At 70.5% G+C, this 24,568-nt stretch carries 22 protein-coding genes; 3 read left to right on the top strand and 19 right to left on the bottom strand.

Annotated elements, in window-relative coordinates:
* Positions 1–82: 82 nt before the first annotated feature.
* On the bottom strand, positions 83–1,879 hold the full coding sequence (leuA, locus tag OG609_RS27875) for a 2-isopropylmalate synthase (RefSeq protein WP_327275334.1): 1,797 nt from the start codon (positions 1,877–1,879) through the stop codon (positions 83–85).
* Positions 1,880–2,174: 295 nt separating this feature from the next.
* On the opposite strand from leuA, the gene OG609_RS27870 reads away from it, so the two are divergent.
* Both OG609_RS27870 and OG609_RS27865 read left to right on the top strand, forming a co-directional pair.
* Positions 2,175–3,251: a M4 family metallopeptidase gene (locus OG609_RS27870; protein ID WP_327275333.1), complete on the top strand. Its 1,077-nt coding sequence runs from the start codon at positions 2,175–2,177 to the stop codon at positions 3,249–3,251.
* A 36-nt stretch (positions 3,252–3,287) separates the two neighbouring features.
* Complete coding sequence (locus tag OG609_RS27865) at positions 3,288–3,554, top strand: protealysin inhibitor emfourin (RefSeq protein WP_327275332.1); 267 nt, start codon at positions 3,288–3,290, stop codon at positions 3,552–3,554.
* Positions 3,555–3,725: 171 nt separating this feature from the next.
* Here the strand turns inward: OG609_RS27865 and era are convergent, their stop codons facing one another.
* From era to OG609_RS27820, 9 genes are all read right to left on the bottom strand, one after another.
* Positions 3,726–4,700 (bottom strand): GTPase Era, encoded by a 975-nt coding sequence (gene era / locus OG609_RS27860; protein WP_327275331.1) that lies wholly within the window; start codon positions 4,698–4,700, stop codon positions 3,726–3,728.
* Positions 4,701–4,762: 62 nt separating this feature from the next.
* The gene (locus tag OG609_RS27855) at positions 4,763–5,707 is read right to left on the bottom strand and encodes a WxL protein peptidoglycan domain-containing protein (RefSeq protein ID WP_327275330.1); all 945 of its coding nucleotides are present in this window, start codon (positions 5,705–5,707) and stop codon (positions 4,763–4,765) included.
* Positions 5,708–5,799: 92 nt separating this feature from the next.
* Positions 5,800–7,182 carry a beta-xylosidase gene (locus OG609_RS27850; protein ID WP_327275329.1) on the bottom strand — a complete coding sequence of 461 codons (1,383 nt, stop codon included), beginning with the start codon at positions 7,180–7,182 and terminating at the stop codon, positions 5,800–5,802.
* 216 nt (positions 7,183–7,398) lie between these two features.
* On the bottom strand, positions 7,399–7,752 hold the full coding sequence (locus OG609_RS27845; RefSeq protein WP_327275328.1) for a cytidine deaminase: 354 nt from the start codon (positions 7,750–7,752) through the stop codon (positions 7,399–7,401).
* A 58-nt stretch (positions 7,753–7,810) separates the two neighbouring features.
* Complete coding sequence (locus tag OG609_RS27840; RefSeq protein WP_327275327.1) at positions 7,811–8,164, bottom strand: MmcQ/YjbR family DNA-binding protein; 354 nt, start codon at positions 8,162–8,164, stop codon at positions 7,811–7,813.
* Complete coding sequence (locus tag OG609_RS27835; protein ID WP_327275326.1) at positions 8,161–9,453, bottom strand: hemolysin family protein; 1,293 nt, start codon at positions 9,451–9,453, stop codon at positions 8,161–8,163. The genes OG609_RS27840 and OG609_RS27835 overlap by 4 nt, the downstream gene beginning before the upstream one ends.
* Positions 9,450–9,947, bottom strand: coding sequence for an rRNA maturation RNase YbeY (ybeY, locus tag OG609_RS27830; RefSeq protein WP_327275325.1), 498 nt, complete (start codon positions 9,945–9,947; stop codon positions 9,450–9,452). The genes OG609_RS27835 and ybeY overlap by 4 nt, the downstream gene beginning before the upstream one ends.
* 12 nt (positions 9,948–9,959) lie before the next feature.
* A complete protein-coding gene (locus OG609_RS27825) occupies positions 9,960–10,988 on the bottom strand; it encodes a PhoH family protein (protein ID WP_327275324.1) in 1,029 nt (342 codons plus the stop codon).
* 139 nt (positions 10,989–11,127) lie between these two features.
* Positions 11,128–12,252 (bottom strand): carbohydrate kinase family protein, encoded by a 1,125-nt coding sequence (locus OG609_RS27820; RefSeq protein WP_327275323.1) that lies wholly within the window; start codon positions 12,250–12,252, stop codon positions 11,128–11,130.
* Positions 12,253–12,587: 335 nt separating this feature from the next.
* Here OG609_RS27820 and OG609_RS27815 point away from each other — a divergent pair, with 335 nt between their 5' ends.
* The gene (locus OG609_RS27815; protein ID WP_327275322.1) at positions 12,588–13,946 is read left to right on the top strand and encodes an MFS transporter; all 1,359 of its coding nucleotides are present in this window, start codon (positions 12,588–12,590) and stop codon (positions 13,944–13,946) included.
* Here the strand turns inward: OG609_RS27815 and OG609_RS27810 are convergent.
* The 9 genes from OG609_RS27810 to hrcA form a co-directional block, all read right to left on the bottom strand.
* Complete coding sequence (locus OG609_RS27810; protein WP_327275321.1) at positions 13,910–14,902, bottom strand: adenosine deaminase; 993 nt, start codon at positions 14,900–14,902, stop codon at positions 13,910–13,912. The two genes, OG609_RS27815 and OG609_RS27810, sit on opposite strands and share 37 nt — an antisense overlap.
* 38 nt (positions 14,903–14,940) lie before the next feature.
* Complete coding sequence (locus tag OG609_RS27805) at positions 14,941–15,849, bottom strand: ribonuclease Z (RefSeq protein WP_327275320.1); 909 nt, start codon at positions 15,847–15,849, stop codon at positions 14,941–14,943.
* A gap of 18 nt (positions 15,850–15,867) precedes the next feature.
* Positions 15,868–16,227 carry a histidine triad nucleotide-binding protein gene (locus tag OG609_RS27800; protein ID WP_327275319.1) on the bottom strand — a complete coding sequence of 120 codons (360 nt, stop codon included), beginning with the start codon at positions 16,225–16,227 and terminating at the stop codon, positions 15,868–15,870.
* A gap of 162 nt (positions 16,228–16,389) precedes the next feature.
* Positions 16,390–19,623: a S41 family peptidase gene (locus OG609_RS27795; RefSeq protein ID WP_327275318.1), complete on the bottom strand. Its 3,234-nt coding sequence runs from the start codon at positions 19,621–19,623 to the stop codon at positions 16,390–16,392.
* Between the two features lie 80 nt (positions 19,624–19,703).
* Entirely contained in the window at positions 19,704–20,240 is a 537-nt protein-coding gene (locus OG609_RS27790; protein WP_327275317.1) for a hypothetical protein, read from the bottom strand.
* A gap of 83 nt (positions 20,241–20,323) precedes the next feature.
* On the bottom strand, positions 20,324–21,070 hold the full coding sequence (locus OG609_RS27785) for a 16S rRNA (uracil(1498)-N(3))-methyltransferase (RefSeq protein ID WP_327275316.1): 747 nt from the start codon (positions 21,068–21,070) through the stop codon (positions 20,324–20,326).
* Positions 21,067–22,143, bottom strand: a complete 1,077-nt coding sequence (locus OG609_RS27780; RefSeq protein ID WP_327275315.1) for a nitronate monooxygenase — start codon at positions 22,141–22,143, stop codon at positions 21,067–21,069. Before OG609_RS27780 ends, OG609_RS27785 begins: the two co-directional genes overlap by 4 nt.
* A 124-nt stretch (positions 22,144–22,267) precedes the next feature.
* Entirely contained in the window at positions 22,268–23,404 is a 1,137-nt protein-coding gene (gene dnaJ / locus OG609_RS27775) for a molecular chaperone DnaJ (RefSeq protein ID WP_327275314.1), read from the bottom strand.
* Complete coding sequence (gene hrcA / locus OG609_RS27770; protein WP_072483581.1) at positions 23,405–24,421, bottom strand: heat-inducible transcriptional repressor HrcA; 1,017 nt, start codon at positions 24,419–24,421, stop codon at positions 23,405–23,407.
* Between the last annotated feature and the right edge of the window lie 147 nt (positions 24,422–24,568).

The raw sequence follows: 24,568 nt of genomic DNA, 5'->3' as shown, positions 1-24,568 counted from the left end.
CGGAGATGGCCGAACCCCGCCCCCCGGATACGGGTGGACGGGGTCTTCGGCCGTGCGATTTCATGCCCTTTCGGGCACCGGGTCAGCGGGTGGCGCGGTTGACGGCGGAGACGACCGCCTTCAGCGAGGCACGCGTGGTGTTGGCGTCGATGCCGATGCCCCACAGGACCTTTCCGTCGATCGCGCACTCGATGTACGAAGCGGCCTGGGAGCTGGCGCCCTCGCTCATGGTGTGCTCGGTGTAGTCCAGCAGACGGGCATCGATGCCGATGGCCTGCAGCGCTTCGAAGAACGCGGAGATCGGGCCGTTGCCGGTCCCGGTCAGTACGGTGTCCGCGCCGTCCACCGTCGCCTCGACGGTGATGGTGTCCTGGCCGTCGGAGCCGGTCGTGGTCTGGCCGGAGCGGATCTGTACGCGACCCCATTGAGCCGCAGCGTTGTCCGGGTTCGGCAGGTACTCGTCCTGGAACGCCGACCAGATCTGCGTCGGCGTGACCTCGCCGCCCTCGGCATCGGTCTTGGCCTGAATGATCCGGGAGAACTCGATCTGCATCCGGCGCGGCAGGTCCAGCTTGTGGTCGTTCTTCAGGACGTAGGCGATTCCGCCCTTGCCGGACTGCGAGTTGACCCGGATGACGGCCTCGTACGAGCGGCCGACGTCCTTCGGGTCGATCGGCAGGTACGGCACCGCCCACTCGATGTCGTCGACCGTCTTGCCCTGGGCGGCCGCGTCGGCCTCCATGGCGTCGAAGCCCTTCTTGATGGCGTCCTGGTGGGAGCCGGAGAAGGCGGTGTAGACCAGGTCGCCCGCGTAGGGGTGGCGCGGGTGGACCTCCATCTGGTTGCAGTACTCACTGGTGCGGCGGATCTCGTCGATCTGCGAGAAGTCGATCTGCGGGTCGACACCCTGCGAGAACAGGTTCATGCCCAGGGTGACCAGGTCGACGTTGCCGGTGCGCTCGCCCTGGCCGAACAGGCAGCCCTCGATCCGGTCCGCACCGGCCATGATGGCCAGTTCGGCGGCGGCGACGGCGGTGCCGCGGTCGTTGTGCGGGTGGACGGACAGACAGACGAACTCGCGGCGCGACAGGTTGCGCGACATCCACTCGAACCGGTCCGCGTGCGTGGACGGGGTCGAACGCTCCACGGTGGCGGGCAGGTTGAGGATGATCTCGCGGCCCTCCTCCGGCTGCCAGACGTCACAGACCGCCTCGCAGACCTCCAGGGCGAAGTCCAGCTCGGTGTCGGTGAAGATCTCGGGGCTGTACTGGTAGCCGAAGATCGTCTCCGGGCCCAGCAGCTTCTCCGCGTACTCCATGACCAGCCGGGTGCCGTCCACGGCGATCTGTTTGATGTCGTCCTTCGAGCCGCGGAAGACGACCCGGCGGAAGGTGGGTGCCGTCGCGTTGTACAGGTGCACGGTCGCGCGGCGGGCGCCGACGATGGATTCGACGGTCCGCTCGATCAGGTCCTCGCGGGCCTGCGTCAGTACGGAGATCGTCACATCCTCGGGGATCGCACCCTCTTCGATGATGGAGCGGACGAACGCGAAGTCGGTCTCGCCGGAGGACGGGAAGCCGACCTCGATCTCCTTGTAGCCCATGCGCACGAGCAGATCGAACATCTCACGCTTGCGGGCCGGCGACATCGGGTCGATCAGCGCCTGGTTGCCGTCGCGCAGATCGGTGGACAGCCAGCGGGGCGCGACGGTGATCCGGTTGTCCGGCCAGGTGCGGTCGGGGATCTCGACGGCCTCGTAGCGGCCGTACTTGTGGATCGGCATCCCGGACGGCTTCTGCAGCTGAGTCGCGTTGGTGATCGGCGTGGGGCGGCCGACGGCGTTCTCGGCCGGGCTCTGAGCGGGATTTGCGGCGGTCATGGCGTACGGCTCCTCGGGGGTCCAACCAATGGGACGGCCGACTGTGTCGCTGCAACACCAGACTCCGCGGGGAGGGGGTCGGCCTACGACTACAGGCCCTCGCCGCGGCAGCTAAGAAGAAGCAGCCCGAAACGCATGATGCGACGAGAGTAGCCGAGAGGCGTCTGATGCGTCCGTCCCGTATCAGTATGCGGGACCGGACGCCGGAAACGCCCAAGAGTGATCAATCACTCCATTTCATCAATCCTGGTCGCAACCGGTGACATCACCATCACCCAGTGCCACAGTCGGCTCCATGCAGCCTCAGTCTCAGCACGGGTTCCATCCCGTCTTCTGCACCATCGTGCCGCCCCATGTCCTCGACAAGCTGTCGCAGTCCGACAACCCCGATCTCGCGGGCCCCGCCCGCCGCACCTTGGAGAGCGACGCCGCCCGCCGCACCCGCCGCCAGATGGCAACGGTCGTCACCGTGCCTGTCGCCCCCGCGACCGGGGGGCAGGCGTCCGACAAGCCCGACCGGACGCTGTACGACTGCCGTCACCGCACCCAACTGCCCGGCACCGAGGTCCGCGCCGAGGGCCAGGAGCCGACGAAGGACGCAAGCGTCAACCGCGCGTACGCGGGACTCGGCGCCACTTTCGAACTGCTGCTCAAGGTGTACGGCCGCCGTTCGATCGACGGCAACGGGCTGCCGCTGATCGGCTCCGTGCACTACGACGAGAAGTACAACAACGCCTTCTTCGACGGCGAGCAGATGGTCTTCGGCGACGGGGACGGGGAGATCTTCCTGGACTTCACCGTCGCCATCGATGTGATCGCCCATGAGCTGGCACACGGCCTGACCCAGCACACCGCCAATCTGAGCTACTACGGCCAGTCCGGCGCACTCAACGAATCGGTGTCCGACGTCTTCGGCTCCCTGGTCAAGCAGTACTCGCTGGGCCAGAGCGCCGACCAGGCCGACTGGCTGATCGGCGCCGGGCTGCTGGCGCCCCGGGTCCAGGGCGACGCCCTGCGCTCGATGAAGGCGCCGGGAACCGCGTACGACGACGATGTACTCGGCAAGGACCCGCAGCCCGCGTCGATGGAGGACTACATCCACACCAGCGAGGACAACGGCGGAGTGCACCTCAACTCGGGCATTCCGAACCGCGCGTTCTATCTGCTGGCGACGGCACTCGGCGGCAATGCGTGGGAGCGGGCCGGGCAGCTCTGGTTCGATGTGCTCACAGGTGGTCAACTGGCCGTGGACGCGGACTTCGCGTCCTTCGCCCGGTTGACGGTGGCCGCGGCCCGCAGCCGCTTCGGGGAGGGCGACGAGGCGGAGGCGGTCCTGAAGGCATGGTCGGAGGTGGGCGTCCCGACCACGTAGAACAGTTCCGGCCCGTCCGGCGATGGAGGACACCGTATGCGGATTCAGGTCAGCAGGACCGGCGGCTTCGCCGGCATCGCACGCCATCGCGAGGTCGACACCACCGGACGGGCCGACGCCTCGGAGTGGGAGGCCCTGGCCGAATCAGCGCTCGCCGCGGGCCACCGCACTCCGCCCCAGGGCGTACCGGACGGCTTCCGCTATCGGATCACGGTCGGCGACCGGACGGTCCACTGCGCGGACCCGAGACTGACCGAAGCCCAGCGCGCACTGATCTCACGCGTCCTGAAGGAGGGCGCGTGAGACAGGCGTACCGCTGAATCCACCGGGGCGGCGGTCAGAACCTCAGCCTCCGCAGCTGCTTCGGGCCCCATCCACACGGGCGCCCTCGCGCCCCTCGCACCCCTCGGCCCCGGGGGCCTCAGCGGCTTCGGACAGCTGCGCCGGCCTCCGTCCGCCGCACCGGGGCGGCGGTCAGAACCCCAGCTTCCGCAGCTGCTTCGGATCGCGCTGCCAGTCCTTGGCCACCTTCACATGCAGGTCCAGGAAGACCGGCGTGCCGAGCAGTGCCTCGATGTGCTTGCGCGACTTCGTGCCGACGTCCTTCAGCCGCTTGCCCTTCGGGCCGATGATGATGCCCTTCTGGCTGGGGCGCTCGATGTAGACGTTGGCGTGGATGTCGAGCAGCGGCTTGTCCGCCGGGCGGTCCTCGCGCGGCAGCATCTCCTCGACGACGACCGCGATGGAGTGCGGCAGCTCGTCCCGTACGCCTTCGAGCGCGGCCTCGCGGATCAGCTCCGCGACCATGACCATCTCGGGCTCGTCGGTGAGGTCGCCCTCCGGGTAGAGCGGCGGGCTCTCCGGGAGCAGCGGGGCGATCAGATCCGCCAGCAGGTCGACCTGCTTGTCCTTCACCGCGGAGACCGGAATGATCTCGGCCCACTCGAAGCCGAGCTCCTCACCGAGGCGGGAGACGGCGAGCAGCTGTTCGGCGAGCTGCTTGGAGTCGACCAGGTCGGTCTTGGTGATGATGGCGATCTTCGGGGTCTTCTTGATGCCCGCGAGTTCCTTGACGATGTACTTGTCGCCGGGGCCGAGCTTCTGGTCGGCGGGCAGGCAGAAGCCGATGACGTCGACCTCGGCCCAGGTGGTCCGTACGACGTCGTTGAGACGCTCGCCCAGCAGCGTGCGCGGCTTGTGGAGGCCGGGGGTGTCGACGAGGATCAGCTGCGCGTCCTCGCGGTGCACGATGCCGCGCACGGTGTGCCGGGTGGTCTGGGGCCGGTTGGAGGTGATCGCCACCTTCTGGCCGACCAGAGCGTTCGTGAGGGTGGACTTGCCCGCGTTGGGGCGGCCCACGAAGCAGGCGAAGCCGGCCCGGTGGGGGGCGTTGTTCGCAGCCTGCTGTGCAGCGGCTTCTGTGTCAGGTCGAACGCTCATGGCGCCCATTGTCCCCGATCCTGGCGGCCCCGCCGTACCAAGGGCCCCGGCGGGGCCTGTCGCGCGTCGTCTCAGGCCCTGCGGGTACGGCTCCGACGGGCCCGGATCCACATCCCCGTACCCCCGCCGACGATCACCAGCAGGACCCCGGCCACCAGCCAGGGCAGTGCGAAGTAGGAGACGGCGGCGGACTCGCGGGTGTCGCGGGCGCTCGCGGTCAGTTCTATCTCGCCCCATTCCAGCTGGGGCGCGTCGGCCCACTGTTCGGTCAGCCTGACCTGCTGGCGGGGCAGCAGTTCGGAGGGGATCTTCTTGAGATCCCGGGCGAGCAGGGTGCGGCCGAAGAGGCCCTCGGCCTTGAGAGCGACCTTGGGGTTGAGGGTGACATTGCCCCGGTTGTGGAGCGTGTACGAGATGACGGCCCGGCTCCTGCCGGTGCCCGGGACCAGCGGCTGGGTGTGCTCGACCTCGACGTCGTCGACGGAGAGCGCGGGCATGGTCGGTCCGTTGATCCGCAGATAGATCCGGGCACCCACCGCCTTCTGGATGCCGACGGCGACGGCTCCCGCGTCGGCGGGGTCGATGCGTTCGTCGAGGGCGACGAGTGCGCCGGGGTGGTCGCCCGGCTCGGCGTCCTTCGGGACGGTGATGGTGACCGGGACGGTGACCGAGCCGTGCGGGGGCACGGTGACCCGTTCGCGGTCGGTCCTCGCCCAGGCGCCGACCGAGCGCTGTTTCTCGTTCTGGGCGCGGACGGCGAATCCGCCGTCGCGTGCGGTGTTGTAGGCGTCGGCCGCGTACAGCCGGAAGGTCTGCGGCCGGTCCGTCTTGTTGGTGACGGTGACCTGGTCGTCGAGCGTGGCGCCGGGGTCGGCGGAGAGGTAGAAGTACGGGCGCTGACCGGTCTGTGTGGTGGCCGGGTAGACCGACCAGCTGCCGTTGTCCGCGGCGTGGGCCGCAGGGGCTCCGATCAGCATGAGGGCGCCGGCCACGAGGAGTACGTACAGCTTGCGCACGGTGCGGGGCCTCCGGGTCGGTCGGTCGGTCTCGGTTCGGAGCGGTCCGGGCGGGTGCGCGCCCGGTCCACCGGTTGATCGGGGCTGCTCGGTCACGTGAGGGTGAGGGTGAGCACGCCGGAGTACGCGCCGGGGGCGGTGTACGCCGGTACGTTCAGCGCGAGCCGGGCGTCGACGGTGAACTCGCCGCCGGTGAAGTTCCCGTTCGGCGTGGACGCCAGGGTGGCGCCCGCGCTGCCGACCGGTCCCTCGGAACCGGCCGCACAGGTGCTGGGACTGCCGGCCTTCGTCGCGCAGACCGGGGTCCAGCCGAGTGCGGATGCGCCGATCGTCACGCCGCCGGGACCCTTGAAGTCGGTGACCTTTCCGGTCAGGGACCAGCCGGCGGGGCCGCCGCGGTAGTCCTCGACCGTCACCGTCTGCAGAGAGCCGCGGGAGGCGCCGCCCTTCCCGAAGTCGACCGCCGACATCTCGACGGTGTCCCCGGCCTGGACCATGGACAGCGTGCCCGCCTTGACGGACGAGTTGAGCCGCTGGCTGCCGTCCGGGCTCTCGCCGCCACCACCGGTGACGGTGTAGGCCTGCGGGCCCGCGCCCTTGGCCGCGTCCCAGTTGCCGCCCTCGTAGGCGACGATGCCGGTGGTCGCCGGATCGTTGACGGTGAGTCGGCCGCTGAAGCCGCCGGAGCCGTCCGCCTTGACGGTGGCCGTGTCGGCGGTCTGGGTGTCACCGGCCCGGCCCGCGAGCGTGATGTCCGCACCCGCGGTGAACTTCGACCCGGTCACGGTGACCGCGTCGCCCGCCTTGCCGGATGCGGTCCCGAGCTGGATGGCACGCTCGTTGACCTGGCCGCCGCCGTCCGTCGCGATGATCGTCTCGGAGACGGGAGCGGGCGGGTTCGTCACCGTGCAGGGGGTGTCCAGCTCCATGATGTAGCTGGTGTGGATGTTGTAGTCGCCGGGTGACAGCGTGATCTGACCGGGTGCGGTGACCGTGAAGGTGCCGGTCATCGAGAACGACGGGAAGTCGCCCTTGCCGGGTACCGGGGTGTTCTTCTTCGGGCCCGCGACGGTGATGCTCGCGGACTGTGCACCGCCGACAGTGACCTTGCCGGTCGGCGTCATGATGTCGGCGGGCAGCGCCAGATCGACCGGGTTGCTCGCGGCCGGTTTGACGACGGTGTAGGTGACCGTGACCGTGTCGCCCACCTCCGGGGCGGCGTTGTCGACGGTGATCTCGGCCTTCGTGGTCCCGTCGATCGGCGGGATGCCCGCGATGGCCGGCGGAATGCAGTGGGTGGGGAAGTCCACCGGTACGGAGGCTGTCGCCATGGCCTGCGCGGGGCCTGCGAGTCCCCCTCCCCCGGCGACGAGGAGCGCGCCCACGCCCAGCGCGGCGGCCCAGCGGCGGCCGCGCGCGGGACGTTTTCGGAAGTCGGATCTCCGCAGGCTGATTCTTCGAACGGTCGGACGCATGGAGCCCCCTCCTGCCGGATGCGGCGCAGCGGCTCTTCTGCGCCGACAGGGGGCCCATTGACGACTCCGGCCGAAAAGAAGTCAATGGAAGCGAAATGCGCCGACTGATGGGCCATCAGATGATGTCAAGATCCCCATTACCCTCACACCGTGTGCGAACGCCCCGCGCCGGTGGGGTGCGGGGCGTTCGCACACGGTGTGCGGATTCTGTCGGCGTCAGCCCGCCGTCACGCTGACCCGCAGCATGCCGTCGGGGCCGGCGAGCAGTACCGGCGTGTCCGGGCCGCCCAGGTCCCGTACCGCGGCGCGGTCCGCGTCCGACGGGGTCTGCGCCTCGGAGACGACCGCGGCCGCCTCCAGCGAGGTGGCGCCGCTGGCCACGGCCATCGCCACGGCGGTCTGCAGCGCGCTGAGCTTCAGCGACTCCAGCTGCACGGTGCCCGCGACGTACGTACGTCCGGTCTCGTCCCGTACGGCCGCGCCCTCCGGGACACCGTTGCGGGCGCGGGCGCTGCGCGCCAGCGTGACGATCTTGCGGTCCTCGGGGCCGAGGTCGGTGCTCTCAGTCATGTGCCGAGCATACGAACCGGGGGGCTTGTTCCCCGCCCCGCCCCGCCCCCGCGGGGACCTACGCCCGGTCCAGCCGCAGCCGTTGCGCCTTCGGCAGCCCCGCCACCACCAGGTCGTAGGAGTCCTCGATCAGCTCACGGAGCACCCGGTCCGGCACCCCGGACACCGTCACCGTGTTCCAGTGCCGCTTGTTCATGTGCCAGCCCGGCACCACCGCGTCGTACTCCTCCCGCAGCCGCACCGCCTCGTCCGGATCGCACTTGAGGTTCACCGTCAGCGGTCGCGCATCCAGCGCGGTGAGGGCGAACATCTTGCCGAGCACCTTGAAGACGGACGCCTCCGGCCCGAACGGGAACTCCTCGACGCTGGCGTTGAACTCCAGGCAGAACGCCCTCAGCTGCTGCGGAGTCACCCCGCGTCCACCCCCTCCTGCCCCACGGGCTCCACCAGCACCGTGACGATCTTGTTCCGGCGGCCCGCCGTGGACTCCGCCGTCAGCCGCAGCCGGCGGCCGTCCGGCAGATCGACGACCGCCGACGCCCCGGCGATCGGTACTCGGCCCAGCGCCTTCGCCAGCAGTCCGCCGACCGTTTCCACGTCCTCGTCGTCGTACTCGTCGAGGTCGAACAGGTCCCCGAGGTCGCCGATGTCCAGGCGCGCGGTCACCCGGAAGCAGCCGTTCTCCAGCTCCTGGACGGGCGGGAGTTCACGGTCGTACTCGTCGGTGATCTCGCCGACGATCTCTTCGAGGATGTCCTCGATGGTGACGATGCCCGCCGTGCCGCCGTACTCGTCGATCACGACGGCGACATGGCTACGGTCCTGCTGCATCTCGCGCAGCAGATCACCGGCGTTCTTCGTGTCGGGCACGAACGCCGCCGGCCGCATCGCCGTGGAGACCGGATCGGCCTCCGACTCGCGGTTGATGTGCGTCTTGCGGACCAGGTCCTTGAGGTACACGATGCCGACGATGTCGTCCTCGTTCTCCCCGGTGACGGGGATCCGCGAGAAACCGGAGCGCAGCGCCAGGGTCAGCGCCTGCCGGATCGTCTTGTAGCGCTCGATGCAGACCAGGTCGGTCCGCGGCACCATGACCTCGCGTACGAGCGTGTCACCGAGCTCGAAGACCGAGTGCACCATGCGGCGCTCCTCGTCCTCGATCAGCGACTCCTGCTCGGCGAGGTCGACCATCGCCCGCAGTTCGGCCTCGCTGGCGAACGGCCCCTTGCGGAACCCCTTGCCCGGCGTCAGCGCGTTGCCGATGAGGATCAGCAACTGCGGGATGGGGCCCATGACCCTGGCCAGCGGCAGCAGGACGTACGCCGCCGCCGTGGCCGTGTTCAGCGGGTGCTGGCGGCCGATGGTGCGCGGCGACACACCGATGGCGACATAGGAGACGAGAACCATCACGGCCATGGCGACGGCCAGCGCCTCCCAGGTCTCCGGGAACTCCTTCAGACAGGCGTACGTGACGAGCACACCGGCCGACATCTCGCAGGCGACCCGCACCAGCAGGGCGACATTGAGATAACGGGTCGGATCTGCCGCGACCTGTTCCAGCTTCTGGCTGCCGCGCCGGCCGGAACGGACCGCCTCGGCGGCCCGGAAGCTGGACGTACGGGCGATGCCCGCCTCCGCACAGGCCGCCAGCCAGCCGACGACGACCAGCAGGACGGCACCCAGGACGAGGGGAACGCTCACGACACGGTGGGCGCGGGCGACGGGCCGGTCAGGCCGTGCTCGGCGCGCCAGCCGTCGACGATCGCGGCCTGGAGACCGAACATCTCGGCCTTCTCGTCCGGCTCCTCGTGGTCGTACCCGAGGAGATGCAGCACTCCGTGGACGGTGAGGAGCTGGAGCTCCTCGTCCATGGAGTGCTGCGTCTCCGCGTCCTCGCCCTGCTTCTTGGCGACCTCCGGGCAGAGCACGATGTCACCGAGGAGCCCCTGGGGGGGCTCCTCGTCGTCCTTGGACGGCGGACGGAGTTCGTCCATCGGGAAGGACATGACATCCGTGGGTCCCGGCAGGTCCATCCACTGGATGTGGAGCTGCTCCATGGCGTCGGTGTCCACCACGATCACCGAGAGTTCGGAGAGCGGGTGGATCCGCATCCGCGCGAGCGCGTAGCGGGCGATGTCGAGGATCGCCTGCTCGTCGACCTCGGTTCCGGACTCGTTGTTGACGTCGATCGACATGGTGCGCTGCGACTACTTCCGTTTGTGGCTGTCTCGGCTGTCGTACTTTTCGTACGCGTCGACGATACGGCCGACCAGCTTGTGCCGGACGACATCCTGGGAGGTGAGCCGGGAGAAGTGCACGTCCTCGACGCCGTCCAGGATGTCCTGGACCTGACGCAGACCGCTCTTGGTCCCGTTCGGCAGGTCGACCTGGGTGACGTCACCGGTGACGACGATCTTCGAATCGAAACCGAGCCGGGTCAGGAACATCTTCATCTGCTCGGCGCTGGTGTTCTGCGCCTCGTCGAGGATGATGAACGCGTCATTGAGCGTGCGGCCGCGCATGTACGCAAGAGGCGCGACCTCGATCGTGCCCGCCGCCATCAGCCGCGGGATCGAGTCAGGGTCGAGCATGTCGTGGAGCGCGTCGTAGAGCGGGCGCAGATAGGGGTCGATCTTCTCGTAGAGCGTGCCCGGCAGGAAACCGAGCCGTTCGCCCGCCTCGACGGCGGGACGGGTCAGTATGATCCGGTTGACCTGCTTGGACTGCAGGGCCTGGACCGCCTTCGCCATGGCGAGATAGGTCTTGCCGGTGCCCGCGGGGCCGATACCGAAGACGACCGTGTGCTTGTCGATGGCGTCGACGTACCGCTTCTGGTTGAGCGTCTTGGGGCGGATCGTGCGACCGCGGCTGGAGAGGATGTTCTGTGTGAGCACCTCGGCCGGTGTCTCAAGGCCGTCCCCCTCGCCGCTCTCACTCGCCCTGAGCATGGCGATCGAGCGTTCCACTGCGTCCTCCGTCATCGGCTGACCGGTGCGGAGCACCAGCATCATCTCGTCGAACAGTCGCTGGATCAGGGCGACTTCCGTCGCGTCTCCGGCGGCGCTGACCTCATTTCCCCGGACATGGATGTCGGCCGCCGGGAAGGCCGTCTCGATCACGCGCAGCAGGGCGTCACCTGAGCCCAGAACGGTCACCATCGGATGCTTGGCCGGAACGGTGAACTGGGCTCGTGCCTGCCCCGGCGCGGGGGTCTGGGCTGTGGGTGTCTGAGTCATGGGCCGGCTCTGTGGCCTGCACATACCTCCCGTTGCAAGGTTCTCGCCGATCGACAACCTCTGGATTACCAAGCGTACGACTCCGCGCTGACAACACCGAGGGCTTTTTCGCACAGGCTGCGAACACATGTGCCCGGGGTTACGCCGGGCGGCGGAAGCCGATCGTCGGGACGGCCCGGCGCAGCGGCCATGGCCGGGCCGCGGAGGGCAGCAGTTCCTCCAGGAACGCGTATCGCTGGAGCGCCGCCGGGTCCTGGTCGGCGAAGGTGCGGACCTGCTGCCACCAGGCGGCGATCTCCTCCCAGTCCGGCGCCGACAACGATCCGCCGAACTCCTGCACCGAGAGCGCCGCGGTGAGTCCGGCGAAGGCCAGCCGGTCGGCCAGCGGCCAGTCCGCCAGGGTGCCGGTGACGAATCCGGCGACGAAGACATCGCCCGCCCCGGTCGGGTCCAGCGCCTCGACCTCGATCGCGGGTACCTCGGCGCTCGCCCCGGTCACCGCGTCGACCGCGTACGCGCCCTCCGCGCCCAGGGTGACCACGGCGAGCGGCACCCGCTCGGCCAGGGCGTGGGCGGCGGCGCGCGGGCAGTCGGTGCGGGTGTAGCGCATCGCCTCCTCGGCGTTGGGCAGGAAGGCCTGGCAGTGCTCCAGGTCGACGAGGGCGTCAAGGTCCCAGCGGCCGGTCTCGTCCCAGCCGACGTCGGCGAAGATCCGGGCGCCGTTCCTGGCCGCCCTGGCGACCCAGGGTTCGCTGCGTCCGGGGACGAGCGAGGCGATGGCGGCCCGGGCACGGGGCGGGCAGCTCGGGAACGCGGGCTCCTCGGCGGGGATCGCGACGCCGGGGGTGCCCGCGGGGCCCGGGGCCTCGTGGCCGTGCGAGACCATCGTCCGCTCGCCCTCGTACGCCATCGAGACGGTCACCGGCGAGTGCCAGCCGGGGACGGTGTGCGACATCGACAGGTCGATGCCCTCGCCCTGCTCCAGGGCGTCCCAGCAGTACTCCCCGTAGTGGTCGTCGCCGAACGCCGCGGCCAGCGAGGTGTGCAGTCCCAGCCGGGCCAGCGCGGTGGCCATGTTGGCGACCCCGCCGGGGCTGGAACCCATGCCGCGCGCCCAGGACTCGGTACCGCGCACCGGGGCGCTGTCCAGGCCGGTGAAGATGATGTCGAGGAAGACCGTGCCGGTGAGGAAGACGTCGCAGTCCGGGTCCTGCGGGGCGCGCAGCCCGTCCAGTGGGTCGATGCCTGGAATGTCTGTGCTCACCTTGCACTCCCCGGTCGTGGCAGATCTGGCCAGTGTGCCCGATTCACCCCCGTAACCGGAGGGTCCGCGCCGCCGCTTCCGGAGGGTCGACGACGACCTCGCACATACAGATGCTGACCTGCACAAACGGCCTCTGCTACCCCGGCGGTCGGAGGGTAAACGCGCATGTGGTCCAGATCACATAGGGGCGCCTTTCGGTCAGCCTGAAGCAGTTGATACAAATTGGCCCGCGAGCCCCGTCGGCAACAGTCGCCGCGTGCCCCGCCTCCCCCGTATTTCCCGCATTGCCCTCCCCTGCCTTCTCTGCCTCCTTCGGCATGTCTTCAGGAACGCCCATGTCCTCGCGCCCTCGCGCCGCGTGGCCCCTGGTCGCCGTGTTCACCGCCGGTTACCTCGCCGCCTATCTGCTCCCCACCATCGTCGGACGGCTCTCCGTCCATCTGGGCCTCAGTACGGCCCAGGCCGGTCTGGTGGGCAGCGCCCTGCTGCTGAGCTCGGCCACCGCCGGGTTCACGCTGGCGGGCCGGGTCGAGACGTACGGACCGCGAAGGGCGGCCCGGACCGGACTGGTGCTGGCCATGGTGGGATACGGCTGCGCAGCGCTGGCGGGCTCCGTGCCGCTGGTGGTCATGGGCGCGATGATCGGCGGCTTCGGCTCCGGCACGGCGACCGCGGTGGCCGCGGCGGGCATCGCCGCCCAGCGCGATCCGCACCGGACCTCGTCGCTCGGTCTGCTCAGCGTCTCCGCGACGGCGGGCGCCCTCTATCTGACGATCCCGCACCTCGGCGGCGGCCACCGGCTGCCGTTCGCCTCGATCGCCCTCGCCGCGCTGCTCGTCTGGCCCGCCACCGCGCGGCTCGGCGGTGCCGCGCCCAGCGGTCCCGCCGCCCCCGTCGCCGGCCGGCTGCCGCACCGCCGTTCCGGTCTGGTGCTGGCGGGCGGAATGCTCGTCTGGTCCATGGCGCAGAACGCGCTGTGGGGCGTCAGCGGCCGGATCGGTGTGGTCCAGGCCGGGCTCTCCGAGATCACCGTCGGTGCGGTGTTCGCCGCCGCGCTCGGTGCGGGTCTGCTCGGGGTGATGGGCGCTGGGGTGCTGGGCGCGAAGCTCGGCCGTGCGGTGCCGATCGGTCTGGGCACCGTGATCATCGCGGTGAGCATCGTGCTCAGCTCGTCGGCCGGGAATCTCGGTTCGTTCGCGACCGGCGAGATCCTGTGGAACACCGTCTACCCGGTGGTCCTGTCGTATCTGATCGGCCTGGCCGCTTCCCTGGACGTACGCGGCCGCTGGGCGGTGCTCGCGGGCTCCGCGTCATCCGTCGGAGTGGCCTGCGGACCGGTGCTCGGCAGCGTGCTGTCCGAGCAGGCCGGCTACCCGGTCATGGGCCTGATCCTGGGCGCCGTCACGCTCCTGGTCGCGGCCCCGGTCACGGCTGTCGCCCTGCACACCGGTGGCCGTCCGCTGGTGCCGGGATCGGTGCGCCGCAGGGGCGGCGCACCGGCCGCGCTGCTCGCCGTCACCACCGGAGCGGTACCCGGTGCCGTACCCAAGCTGGGCGCGCCCGAGCAGGCCGTCACGGAGATCAGCCTGCCCGCGCTGCGTCGCAGGCGCCCGGTCAAGAACGCGTTCCGGACGGCCGGCCCGTCGGGAACGGTCGGTCAGTCGAACTCGTACGCCTCGACCTCGGCCAGATAGCGCGTCCTGCGCTCCTCGTCGTGGTCGAGGAAGGCCGCCTCGAAGGAGTTGCGCGCCAGCGTACGCAACTGCTCGTGGTCCAGGCCGAGCGTCTCGTGGACGGCATGGAAGGTGTCCCCGACGTATCCGCCGAAATAGGCGGGGTCGTCGGAGTTCACCGTGCAGAGCAGTCCGGCGGCCATCATGGCCCGCAGCGGGTGCTCCTCCAGCGTGTCGATGGCGCGCAGCCGCACGTTGGACAGCGGGCAGAGGGTGAGCGGCACCCGGTCGGCGACCAGCCGCTTCACCAGGTCCGCGTCCTCCATGCAGCGCAGCCCGTGGTCGATGCGCTCGACCCCGAGGACGTCCAGGGCCTCCCGGATGTACTCGGGCGGGCCCTCCTCGCCGGCATGGGCGACCTTGCGCAGCCCGAGCGCCCCGGCCGCCTCGTACACCTCACGGAACTTGACGGGCGGGTGCCCGACCTCCGCCGAGTCGAGGCCGACCGCGCTGATCCGGTGCAGATACGGCTTCGCGGCCTCCAGGGTCTCCAGCGCCGACTCGGCCGACTGGTCGCGCAGGAAGCACATGATCAGCTGGGTGGAGATGCCGTGCTTAGCCTCGCTGCGGTCCAGCGCCCGGCCGAGCCCGTCGACGACGGTGCCGATCGGGACGCCCCGGGCGGTGTGTGCCTGCGGGTCGAAGAAGATCTCCGCGTGCCGGACGCCCTGGGCGGCGGCTCGGGTGAGATACGCGTCGGCGAGTTCCTCGAAGTCCTCCTCGGTCCGGAGCACGGCCATCAGCGCGTAGTACAGATCGAGGAAGGTCTGCAGATCGTCGAAGAGATAGGCGGTGCGGAGCTCTTCGGTGTTCGCGTACGGCAGCTGCACGCCGTTGCGTTCGGCGAGCGCGAAGGCCAGCTCGGGTTCGAGGGTTCCTTCGATGTGGAGATGGAGTTCGGCTTTGGGGAGGTGCACGGGTTTTTCACGCTCACAAATGGTGGTGCTGATGTGTTTCAGAGGTGCCGGGTGGGCACCGGAACCCGGCCGAGGTCCCGGGCGACGGTCAGTTCGCCCTCGAACCCGGCGGCGCGGGCCCGGTCCTCGAAGACGGCCGGGTCGTCGTACCGCTGCGAGAAGTGCGTCAGCACGAGGTGCCGTACGCCCGCGTCCCGGGCCACCCGGGCCGCCTGGCCGGCGGTCAGATGGCCGTGGTCGGTGGCGAGTCGTTCGTCCTCGTCGAGGAAGGTCGACTCGATGACCAGCAGGTCGCATCCCTCGGCGAGCACGTGCACGCCGTCGCAGAGCCTTGTGTCCATGATGAACGCGAACCGCTGTCCGCGCCTGCGCTCGGAGACGTCGTCGAGCGTCACGCCGCCGAGGGAGCCCTCCCGCTGGATCCGGCCGACGTCCGGCCCCTTGATGCCGTGCTCGGCGAGCTTCGCGGGCAGCATGCGACGCCCGTCGGGCTCGACGAGCCGGTAGCCGTACGACTCGACGGGGTGCGAGAGCCGGTGGCTGCTGAGCGTGTACGCGTCCGTGGCGGCGAGCACCCCGTCGGCGGCGACCGGGGCCTCGGTCAGCTCGACGGACTCGCGGTAGGCGGTCGCGTACCGCAGCCGCTCGAAGAAGCGCTGTCCGCTCGCCGGGTAGTGCGCGGTGACCGGGTGCGGGACCTGGTCGAGGTTGATCCGCTGGATCACCCCGGCCAGGCCGAGCGAGTGGTCACCGTGGAAGTGCGTGACGCAGATCCGGTTGATGTCGTGCGCGGCGACGCCGGCCCGCAGCATCTGGCGCTGAGTGCCCTCACCCGGGTCGAAGAGGATGCCCTCGCCGTCCCAGCGGAGCAGATAGCCGTTGTGATTGCGGTGCCTGGTCGGGACCTGGCTGGCGGTGCCGAGGACCACGAGTTCGCGTACGGACACGGTGTGCGATCGACCGTTCTAGCCGGGGGGCCACTGCAGTCCGCGGCCGCCCAGGACGTGGGCGTGCGCGTGGAAGACGGTCTGGCCGGCGCCGGAGCCGGTGTTGAAGACGACCCGGTAGCCGCTGTCCACGATCTGCTCGTCGGCGGCGACGTGGCCGGCCTCGCGCAGTATGTCGGCGGCGATCCCCGGCTCGGCGGCGGCGAGGGCGGCGGCGTCCGGGTAGTGGACGCGAGGGATGACGAGTACGTGGGTGGGGGCCTGCGGGTTTATGTCCCGGAAGGCGACGGTGGTTTCGGTCTCCCGGACGATGGTTGCCGGGATGTCACCCGAGACGATCTTGCAGAACAGGCAGTCGGGCTGCGGTTCTCCCGCCATGGGGTCGGCTCCTCGGTCAGTGGTGATCGTTGTACGGCATGGTATCGGGACGCCTGCGGCGGGCTCGTTCCCCTGCCCGCCCCTTCCCGTGTCCGGGGGCGGAGCCCCAGTACGGGAGGGGGCGGCTGGGGGGGCCGGACCCGCCGCAGGCGCACCCGCCCCCTACACCCCCGGCCGCTCCGGTGCCCGCTTCGCCGGCGTCTGGGCCAGCGACGCGAGCGCGATCCGGATCGCCTCGTCCAGCTGCGGATCCCGCCCCGCGGCATGGTCCTGCGGCGCCATCACGACCTCGACATCGGGATCGACCCCGTGGTTCTCCACACCCCAGCCGTAACCCTCGAACCAGAACGCGTACTTGGGCTGGGTGACCGACGTCCCGTCCACGAGCTTGTACCGGCTGTCGATGCCGACCACCCCGCCCCAGGTACGCGTGCCGACCACCGGCCCGATGTGCAGCGCCTTGATCGCAGCGTTCACGATGTCGCCGTCCGAGCCGGAGAACTCGTTGGCGACGGCCACCACGGGGCCGCGCGGTGCGTCCTCCGGGTAGCTGTACGGCTGCATCCCGCGCGGCATGTCCCAGCCGACGATGCGCCGGGCGAGTTTCTCCACGATCAGCTGCGAGGTGTGCCCGCCCCGGTTCTCCCGGACGTCCACCACCAGCCCCTCACGCGCCACTTCGATCCGCAGATCGCGGTGGAGCTGCGCCCAGCCCGAGCCGACCATGTCGGGGACATGGAGGTAGCCGAGGCGCCCGCCGGAGTGCTCGTGGACGTAGGCCCGCCGGTCGGCGACCCACGCGTGGTAGCGCAGCGCCTCCTCGTCGGCGACCGGTACGACGACGACATGGCGCGGGTCACCGCCGTCCACCGGTGAGACGGTCAGCTCGACCGGCTTGCCGGCCGAGCCGGTCAGCAGCGGTCCGGGCCCGGCCACCGGGTCGACCGGGTGCCCGTCGACGGCGAGGATCGCGTCCCCGACGCGCACCGCCACCCCGGGTGCGGCGAGCGGCGAGCGGGCCGCCGGGTCGGAGGTCTCCGACGGCAGGATTCGGTCGATGCGCCAACTGCCTTCGTCCGTGCAGGAGATGTCCGCACCGAGCAGCCCCTGCCGGGCCGAGTCGTCGCGCCATCCGCCGGGCGGCGTCACGTAGGCGTGCGAGGTGCCGAGCTCGCCCTGCACCTCCCACAGCAGGTCGATCAGGTCGTCATGGGTGGCGACGCGCTCCAGCACCGGGCGGTAGCGGTCCAGGACTCCGTCCCAGTCGATGCCGCCCATGTCGGGACGCCAGAAGTTGTCCCGCATGATGCGCCCGGCCTCGTCGTACATCTGACGCCACTCGGCGGCCGGGTCGAGGATCCGGCGAATCCGGGAGAGGTCGACGGTGACGCTGCTGTCGCTGCCGCCGTCGTGGTCGTCGCCGGCCGGGACACGGCTGTCGGACGGTACGACGCGCAGCTTGCCCCGGGTGTGCAGGACGATCCGCTTGCCGTCGCCGCTGACCGCGAAGCCGTCGACGTCCGAGGCGAGTTCCTCGCAGCGCAGCTTCTCCAGGTCGTACCGTTCGAGGACGGTCTCGGGCCGGCGGGCGTCGGGCGTGGCGCCGCTCGTACCGAGCACCCCGGTCACCGGATGGCTCAGCCACAGCAGCCCGTCCTTCGCGGCGCGCAGCGTGGAGTAGCTGGCGGCCTCGACGGGCAGCGGCACGATCCGGTCGGCGAGTCCGTCGAGGTCGATCCGGGTGACGGGCAGCGCGGTCGGGTTGTCCTCGCCCTCGCCGCCGCTCTTCTCCTTCTCGGCCGGACGGCCGTGGCGCTGCGGCCCGAACGGGGAGGGCGTGGTGGCGGCGAGCGTCAGCAGATGCGGACGGCAGGCGCCGATGAACGCCAGGTCGAAGACATGGGCGTCGTAGACCGGGTCGAAGGACCGCTCGGAGAGGAACGCGAGGTGCTTGCCGTCGGTGGTGAACGCGGGGGCGAAGTCCCGGAAGCGCAGCGGGGTGGCCTCGGCGACCGACAGATCGGCAAGGTGTGCGAGCTTGAGCTGCCTGAGCGGCTCGGGCCCGGGGTGCGACCAGGCGAGCCAGGAGGAGTCGGGCGAGAAGACAAGGCCTGAGGCGTCGCCGTGCTCGCTTCGGTCCACCTCGTGGACCTCGCCGCTCTCCCGCTCGACGATCAGCACCCGCCCGTCGTGCGCGGCGACGGCGAACCGGCTGCCGTCCGGGGCCGCCTCCAGGCCGAGGACCCTGCCGATACGGCCCGCGGCGAGGCGGCGTGGTACGGCGCCCGGTGCGGTGCCGGTGGCGGGTGCGCACTCCAGGGCGTCGTCGCCCTCGGCGTCGGTGACCCAGACCACGTGCTGGTCGCCGTCGGCCTGGAAGGCGCGGGGCATCCTGGCCCGTACGCCCGGTTCGACGGCGAGCGCCCGGGCCGGGCCCTCTCGGTGGGTGACCCAGTGGACGGCACCGCGCGTCCCGACGGCACTGCCGCGGCCCGTACGGTCCGGGGACGCGGAGTCGAGGTGGCTGCCGGCGTGCACCGGGTGGGGCTGGAGGTCGGCGCGCTGGCCGCCGAGCCGGATGTCGATACGACGGGGCTCGGAGCCTTCGAGGTCGTCCAGCAGCCAGAGTTCACCCGCCGAGTCGTAGCCGACGCGGGTCCCGTCGGTGGTCGCGTGGCGGGCGTAGAACCCCTCGATGCCGGTGTGCCGGCGCAGATCCGAGCCGTCGGGGAGCGAGGAGTAGAGCGCGCCCACGCCTTCGTGGTCGGAAAGGAAGGCGACGCGGTCACCCACCCACATCGGGGATTCGATGTTCCCGTCCAGGTCCTCGTGCAGCCGTACGAACTCCGCCGGCCCGTCGGTCGCGCCCTCTTCCGCGATCCACAACTTGCCCGCGGTGCCGCCCCGGTAGCGCTTCCAGGCGGCGGCCTCGCGGCCCATGGTGGCCGAGAGCAGCAGGACCCGCCCGCCGGGCCCGTACGCGAGGGAGCCGACCGGCCCGTACGGCAGGGTCCGCGCGGGCCCGCCGTCGACCGGTACGGCCCTGGCCCAGCTGCGCCGCAGTGACGCCTGCCCCTGGGTGCTGATGACCAGTACGTCGCCCTCGGGCGTCCAGCCGCGTACGGAGGTCCGTGCGTCGCCCCAGTACGTGAGCCGCTTGGAGGGGCCGCCGTCGACCGGTGCGATGTGCACTTCGGGCGCCCCGTCCCGGGTGGACGTCCAGGCGACGCGGGTTCCGTCGGGAGATATCCGCGGGTTGGTGACGGGTCGGTTGTCGGCGCTGACGCGCCAGGCTCGGCCGCCGTCCAGCGGCGCCAGCCAGACATCGTCCTCGGCGGTGAAGGCGATCAAATCGCCCTGGACATGGGGGTATCGGAGGTAGGCAGGCTGCGTCACACGGATCACCCTAGGCCGCTGACGTGCTCCGCGGAACTGGGTTGGCCGGAGTCCGCCGGGTGGCCCGGTGCCGGTCACACTCACTTACCCAGGGGCGATTCGGTCACCGTGACCGTCACGGTGACCGTCGGCCGGGCGCCGCCACTGCCGCCGCCCCGGGACGGATTCGCCCCGACGGCCGACGGGGCGGTGTTGTTGCAGTTGCCGAGCACATCTGTCCGGAAGACGGCCTTCCCGCCGGTCCTGGCGGTCAGGTCCCCCCGCACACACCGCCCGTCGAGAGCCTGGGTCACCTTGCCGGTGATCTTGATGTCCTTGCCGCTCCCCGTCTTTCCGGTGCAGTCGACGTCCGCGATCCGGCGCGCGGAGGCGGAGGGCGACGCACCCTGGAGCCGGTCCCCGACGACGTCGGCCGTGCAGTTCAGCCACCGCACATCGACCCCGTTGCGCTCCAGGGCGCTGGTGCCCGTCAGGTCGGTGGTCACGGCGATGGATGTGGAGTTCAGGCTGCCCGTCGGCTCACAGGCCACGACACTTGCGACCGCCGCGCCCGCGAGTGCGGACGCGGCCAGAATGCGACGGGTTCTTCCCTGACCCCATGCCCTTGATGTCCCCATACGGGCAGCTTCCCACCGTTCCCCCACGACGCGGTAGACGGCTTGCGGCCACAACGGGGCGGCGCAGGCGCGCCGGAGGGGGCTTACGCCCAGCGACCGGTGCGCCCCAGCAGCAGTGCCGTCGCCGCCGTGCCCGCCGTCGAGGTGCGCAGAACGGACGTTCCGAGCCGGCAGGTACGGGCCCCCGCGGCGGCGAAGTCCGCCAGTTCATCCGGCGACACACCGCCCTCGGGGCCGACGACCAGCACGATCTCACCCTGGGTGGGGAGCTGGACGGCGGCCAGCGGCTCACTGTCGTGGCCCCGGTCCTCATGCAGGACGGCGGCGAAGTCCGCCGCGGCCAGAAGTGCGGCAACCTGTTTGGTCGTCAGTGCGTCCGCCACCTCGGGGAAGCGCACCCGGCGCGACTGCTTGCCCGCTTCCCGCGCGGTGTTGCGCCATTTCGCGAGGGACTTGAGACCGCGGTCTCCCTTCCACTGCGTGATGCAGCGCGACGCCTGCCAGGGCACGATCGCGTCGACACCGGTCTCCGTCATCGTCTCGACGGCGACCTCACCGCGGTCCCCCTTGGGCAGGGCCTGGACGACGGTGATACGGGGTGCGGGCCACGGCTCCTCATGAACCGTCGCCAGGCCGGCGACCACGAGCCGGTCCTTGCCCTCGGCGGCCCTGACGATGCCCTCCGTCCAACGGCCGTGGCCGTCCGTCAGCACGACGTCCTCACCGGCGTGCAGCCGTTTCACCGATACGGCGTGCCGTCCCTCGGGCCCTTCCAGGACGAACTCGGGCCCGTCGGGGACCTGTTCGACGACGAAGACCGGTGCGGTCACTGCGTACTCCCTGTGCTCACTGCCGTCCGTGCGGCGTCCAGTTCTTCTGCGAGCAGTCCGATCAGCCGGCCGGCGGGCAGCTCGCGTGCCATCCGGTGCCCCTGCCCCGCCCACAGTGCCATGCCCTGGGCGTCTCCGGCCTTTGCCGCCGCCGCGCGCAGCCCCGCCGTCAGATAGTGGACCTGTGGGTAGGCGGCGGGGGCGTACGGGCCGTGCTCGCGCATGAAGCGGTTGACCAGGCCGCGGGCCGGGCGGCCGGAGAACGCCCGGGTCAGGGCGGTCCGCACGAACAGCGGGTTGGTCAGTGCCTGCTTGTGCAGCAGATTCGCCCCGGACTCGGGGCAGACGAGGAACGCCGTGCCGAGCTGCGCCGCCTCCGCACCCGCGGCGAGCACCGCGGCGATCTGGGACCCGCGCATCAGCCCGCCCGCGGCGATGATCGGCACCTGTACGGTCTCGCGGACCTGGGACACCAGGGAGAGCAGTCCGAACCCGGTGCCGTCGGTCTGCGGGTCGTCGCGGTGGGTGGACTGGTGGCCGCCCGCCTCTATGCCCTGGACACAGACCGCGTCGGCCCCCGCCCACTGGGCGGCCTGGGCCTCCTCGGGCGTGGTGACCGTCACGACGGTGTACGTGCCGACGCCGGCGAACGCGTCGAGGGTGTCGCGTGTCGGGCAGCCGAAGGTGAACGAGACTGCCGGGACCGGGTCCTCCAGGAGGATGGCGAGCTTGGCCTCGTAGCCGTCGTCGCCGCCGCTGGAGTCCGGGTCGCCGAGCGGGGTCTCGTACCAGGCGGCCTCACCGGCCAGCTGATGCCGGTACACCTCGACGGCGCTCGGGTCGGCGAGACCCGGCTGCGGCATGAAGAGATTGACGCCGAAGGGCTGACCGGTCAGCCCGCGCAGCTGTTTGATCTCGTTGTACATGCCGTCCGCCGTCTTGTATCCGGCGGCGAGGAAGCCCAACCCGCCCGCTTCGGCGACGGCCGCGACGAGCTGCGGACAGGACGCACCACCCGCCATCGGGGCCTGCACGACCGGATACCGGCAGAGATCGGTCAACACGGATGACATGACCGCATCGTGTCACGTCCTGCATGCCTCGGCGTGCGCGGCCTACGGTCCATTTTGTCCTCAAACGCCGGACGGGCTCGGCAGGCGAGCCCGTCCGGCGGCAGGGAACGGTGTGCGGGGGCCGTCAGCGCCCGTTGAAGGCGTCCTTCAGCCGGGAGAACAGCCCCTGCTGCCCGGGCTGGAACTGGCCGGTGGGCCGCTCCTCGCCGCGCAGCTTCGCCAGGTCCCGCAGCAGTCGCTCCTGCTCCGGGTCCAGCTTCGCCGGGGTCAAGACCTCGACGTGCACGATCAGATCGCCACGCCCGCCGCCCCGCAGATGCGTGATGCCGCGGCCGTGCAGCGGGACCGACTGGCCGGACTGGGTGCCGGGCCGGATGTCAACCTCCTCCAGGCCGTCGAGCGTCTCCAGCGGCACCTTGGTGCCGAGCGCGCCCGCCGTCATGGGGATGGTGACCGTGCAGTGCAGATCGTCGCCGCGGCGCTGGAACACCGAGTGCGGCAGCTCATGGATCTCCACGTACAGATCCCCGGCCGGGCCGCCGCCGGGGCCGACCTCGCCCTCGCCCGCGAGCTGGATGCGGGTGCCGTTGTCGACACCGGCGGGGATCTTCACGGTGAGCGTGCGCCTCGACCGGATGCGGCCGTCGCCGGCGCACTCCGGGCACGGGGTCGGCACGACCGTACCGAAGCCCTGGCACTGCGGGCAGGGCCGCGAGGTCATGACCTGGCCCAGGAAGGACCGGGTGACCTGGGAGACCTCGCCGCGGCCGCGGCACATGTCACAGGTCTGGGCGGAGGTGCCGGGTGCGGCGCCCTCGCCGTTGCAGGTCGCACAGACGACGGCCGTGTCGACCTGGATGTCCTTGGTGGTGCCGAACGCGGCCTCGGCGAGATCGATCTCCAGCCGGATCATCGCGTCCTGGCCGCGCCGGGTGCGCGAACGGGGTCCGCGCTGCGACGACGTACCGAAGAACGCGTCCATGATGTCGGAGAAGTTGCCGAAGCCGCCCTGTCCGAATCCGCCCGCGCCACCGCCGCCGGAGGCGGACAGCGGGTCGCCGCCGAGGTCGTAGACCTGCTTCTTCTGCGGGTCCGACAGCACCTCGTAAGCGGCGTTGATCTCCTTGAACCGCTCCTGGGTCTTCGGATCGGGGTTCACATCCGGATGCAGCTCACGAGCGAGCCGACGGAATGCCTTCTTGATCTCGTCCTGAGATGCGTCGCGGCGCACGCCGAGTACGGCGTAGTAGTCCGTGGCCACTTACGACTCCGCCAGGATCTGTCCGACGTAACGTGCCACTGCGCGTACCGCTCCCATCGTTCCGGGGTAGTCCATGCGGGTCGGTCCGACCACGCCGAGTTTGGCGACTGCCTCGTCGCCCGAACCGTAGCCGACCGCGACGACGGACGTGGAGTTGAGCCCCTCGTGGGCGTTCTCGTGCCCGATCCGTACGGTCATGCCCGAGTCCTTGGCCTCGCCGAGCAGCTTCAGCAGCACGACCTGCTCCTCCAATGCCTCCAGCACCGGCCGGATCATCACAGGGAAGTCGTGCCCGAAGCGGGTGAGGTTGGAGGTGCCGCCGATCATCAACCGCTCCTCCGTCTCCTCGACGAGGGTTTCGAGCAGGGTGGAGAGCACGGTGGAGACGGTTCCCCGGTCCTCGCTCTCGAAGGATTCCGGCAGATCCTGCACCAGCTGCGGGACATCCGCGAAACGGCGTCCGACGACCCGGCTGTTGAGCCGGGCCCGCAGATCGGCGAGAGAGGTCTCACCGAACGGCGCAGGGCAGTCGATCATGCGCTGCTCGACCCGGCCGGTGTCCGTGATCAGCACGAGCATCAGCCGGGCGGCTGCCAGTGACAGCAGCTCCACATGCCGAACCGTCGACCGGGTCAGCGAGGGGTACTGCACGATGGCGACCTGCCGGGTCAGCTGCGCGAGCAGCCGTACGGTGCGGCCCACGACATCGTCGAGGTCGACCGCGCCGTCGAGGAAATTGTGAATGGCACGACGTTCCGGCGACGAGAGGGGCTTGACGCCCGCAAGCTTGTCGACGAAGAGCCGGTAGCCCTTGTCCGTCGGGATGCGTCCCGCACTGGTGTGGGGCTGGGCGATGAAGCCCTCGTCCTCCAGCACCGCCATGTCGTTGCGGACGGTGGCCGGGGAGACCCCCAGCTTGTGCCGCTCCGTGAGCGCCTTGGAGCCCACGGGCTCCTCGGTGCCGACATAGTCCTGGACGATGGCGCGCAGCACTTCGAGTCTGCGTTCGCTGAGCATCGCGCACACCTCCAGCTGTGTTTCCTCGGTGGTTCTCGGGCCGTTCCTGCTTCATTCCCAGGAATCCCCCTGGCACTCTGTCCTCACGAGTGCCAGCAATCCCCCGGCCAGTGTACGGCGGCCGAGTGGGGGCCTAGCAAGGGCGAC

It is taken from the genome of Streptomyces sp. NBC_01224, assembly GCF_036002945.1.
Lineage (GTDB): Bacteria > Actinomycetota > Actinomycetes > Streptomycetales > Streptomycetaceae > Streptomyces.
The sequence above is the reverse complement of the archived record's forward strand: the minus strand, read 5'-3'. Positions and strand labels throughout refer to the sequence as shown.

What these genes read in the sequence shown, in the direction of transcription:
- leuA (WP_327275334.1), bottom strand. Translation starts at nt 1,879, where the DNA reads ATGACCGCCGCAAATCCCGCTCAGAGCCCGGCCGAGAACGCCGTCGGC.
- hrcA (WP_072483581.1), bottom strand. Translation starts at nt 24,421, where the DNA reads ATGCTCAGCGAACGCAGACTCGAAGTGCTGCGCGCCATCGTCCAGGAC.
- OG609_RS27780 (WP_327275315.1), bottom strand. Translation starts at nt 22,143, where the DNA reads ATGTCATCCGTGTTGACCGATCTCTGCCGGTATCCGGTCGTGCAGGCC.
- OG609_RS27870 (WP_327275333.1), top strand. Translation starts at nt 2,175, where the DNA reads ATGCAGCCTCAGTCTCAGCACGGGTTCCATCCCGTCTTCTGCACCATC.
- OG609_RS27865 (WP_327275332.1), top strand. Translation starts at nt 3,288, where the DNA reads ATGCGGATTCAGGTCAGCAGGACCGGCGGCTTCGCCGGCATCGCACGC.
- OG609_RS27825 (WP_327275324.1), bottom strand. Translation starts at nt 10,988, where the DNA reads ATGACTCAGACACCCACAGCCCAGACCCCCGCGCCGGGGCAGGCACGA.
- era (WP_327275331.1), bottom strand. Translation starts at nt 4,700, where the DNA reads ATGGGCGCCATGAGCGTTCGACCTGACACAGAAGCCGCTGCACAGCAG.
- OG609_RS27845 (WP_327275328.1), bottom strand. Translation starts at nt 7,752, where the DNA reads ATGACTGAGAGCACCGACCTCGGCCCCGAGGACCGCAAGATCGTCACG.
- OG609_RS27850 (WP_327275329.1), bottom strand. Translation starts at nt 7,182, where the DNA reads ATGCGTCCGACCGTTCGAAGAATCAGCCTGCGGAGATCCGACTTCCGA.
- OG609_RS27815 (WP_327275322.1), top strand. Translation starts at nt 12,588, where the DNA reads ATGTCCTCGCGCCCTCGCGCCGCGTGGCCCCTGGTCGCCGTGTTCACC.
- ybeY (WP_327275325.1), bottom strand. Translation starts at nt 9,947, where the DNA reads ATGTCGATCGACGTCAACAACGAGTCCGGAACCGAGGTCGACGAGCAG.
- OG609_RS27800 (WP_327275319.1), bottom strand. Translation starts at nt 16,227, where the DNA reads ATGGCGGGAGAACCGCAGCCCGACTGCCTGTTCTGCAAGATCGTCTCG.
- OG609_RS27790 (WP_327275317.1), bottom strand. Translation starts at nt 20,240, where the DNA reads ATGGGGACATCAAGGGCATGGGGTCAGGGAAGAACCCGTCGCATTCTG.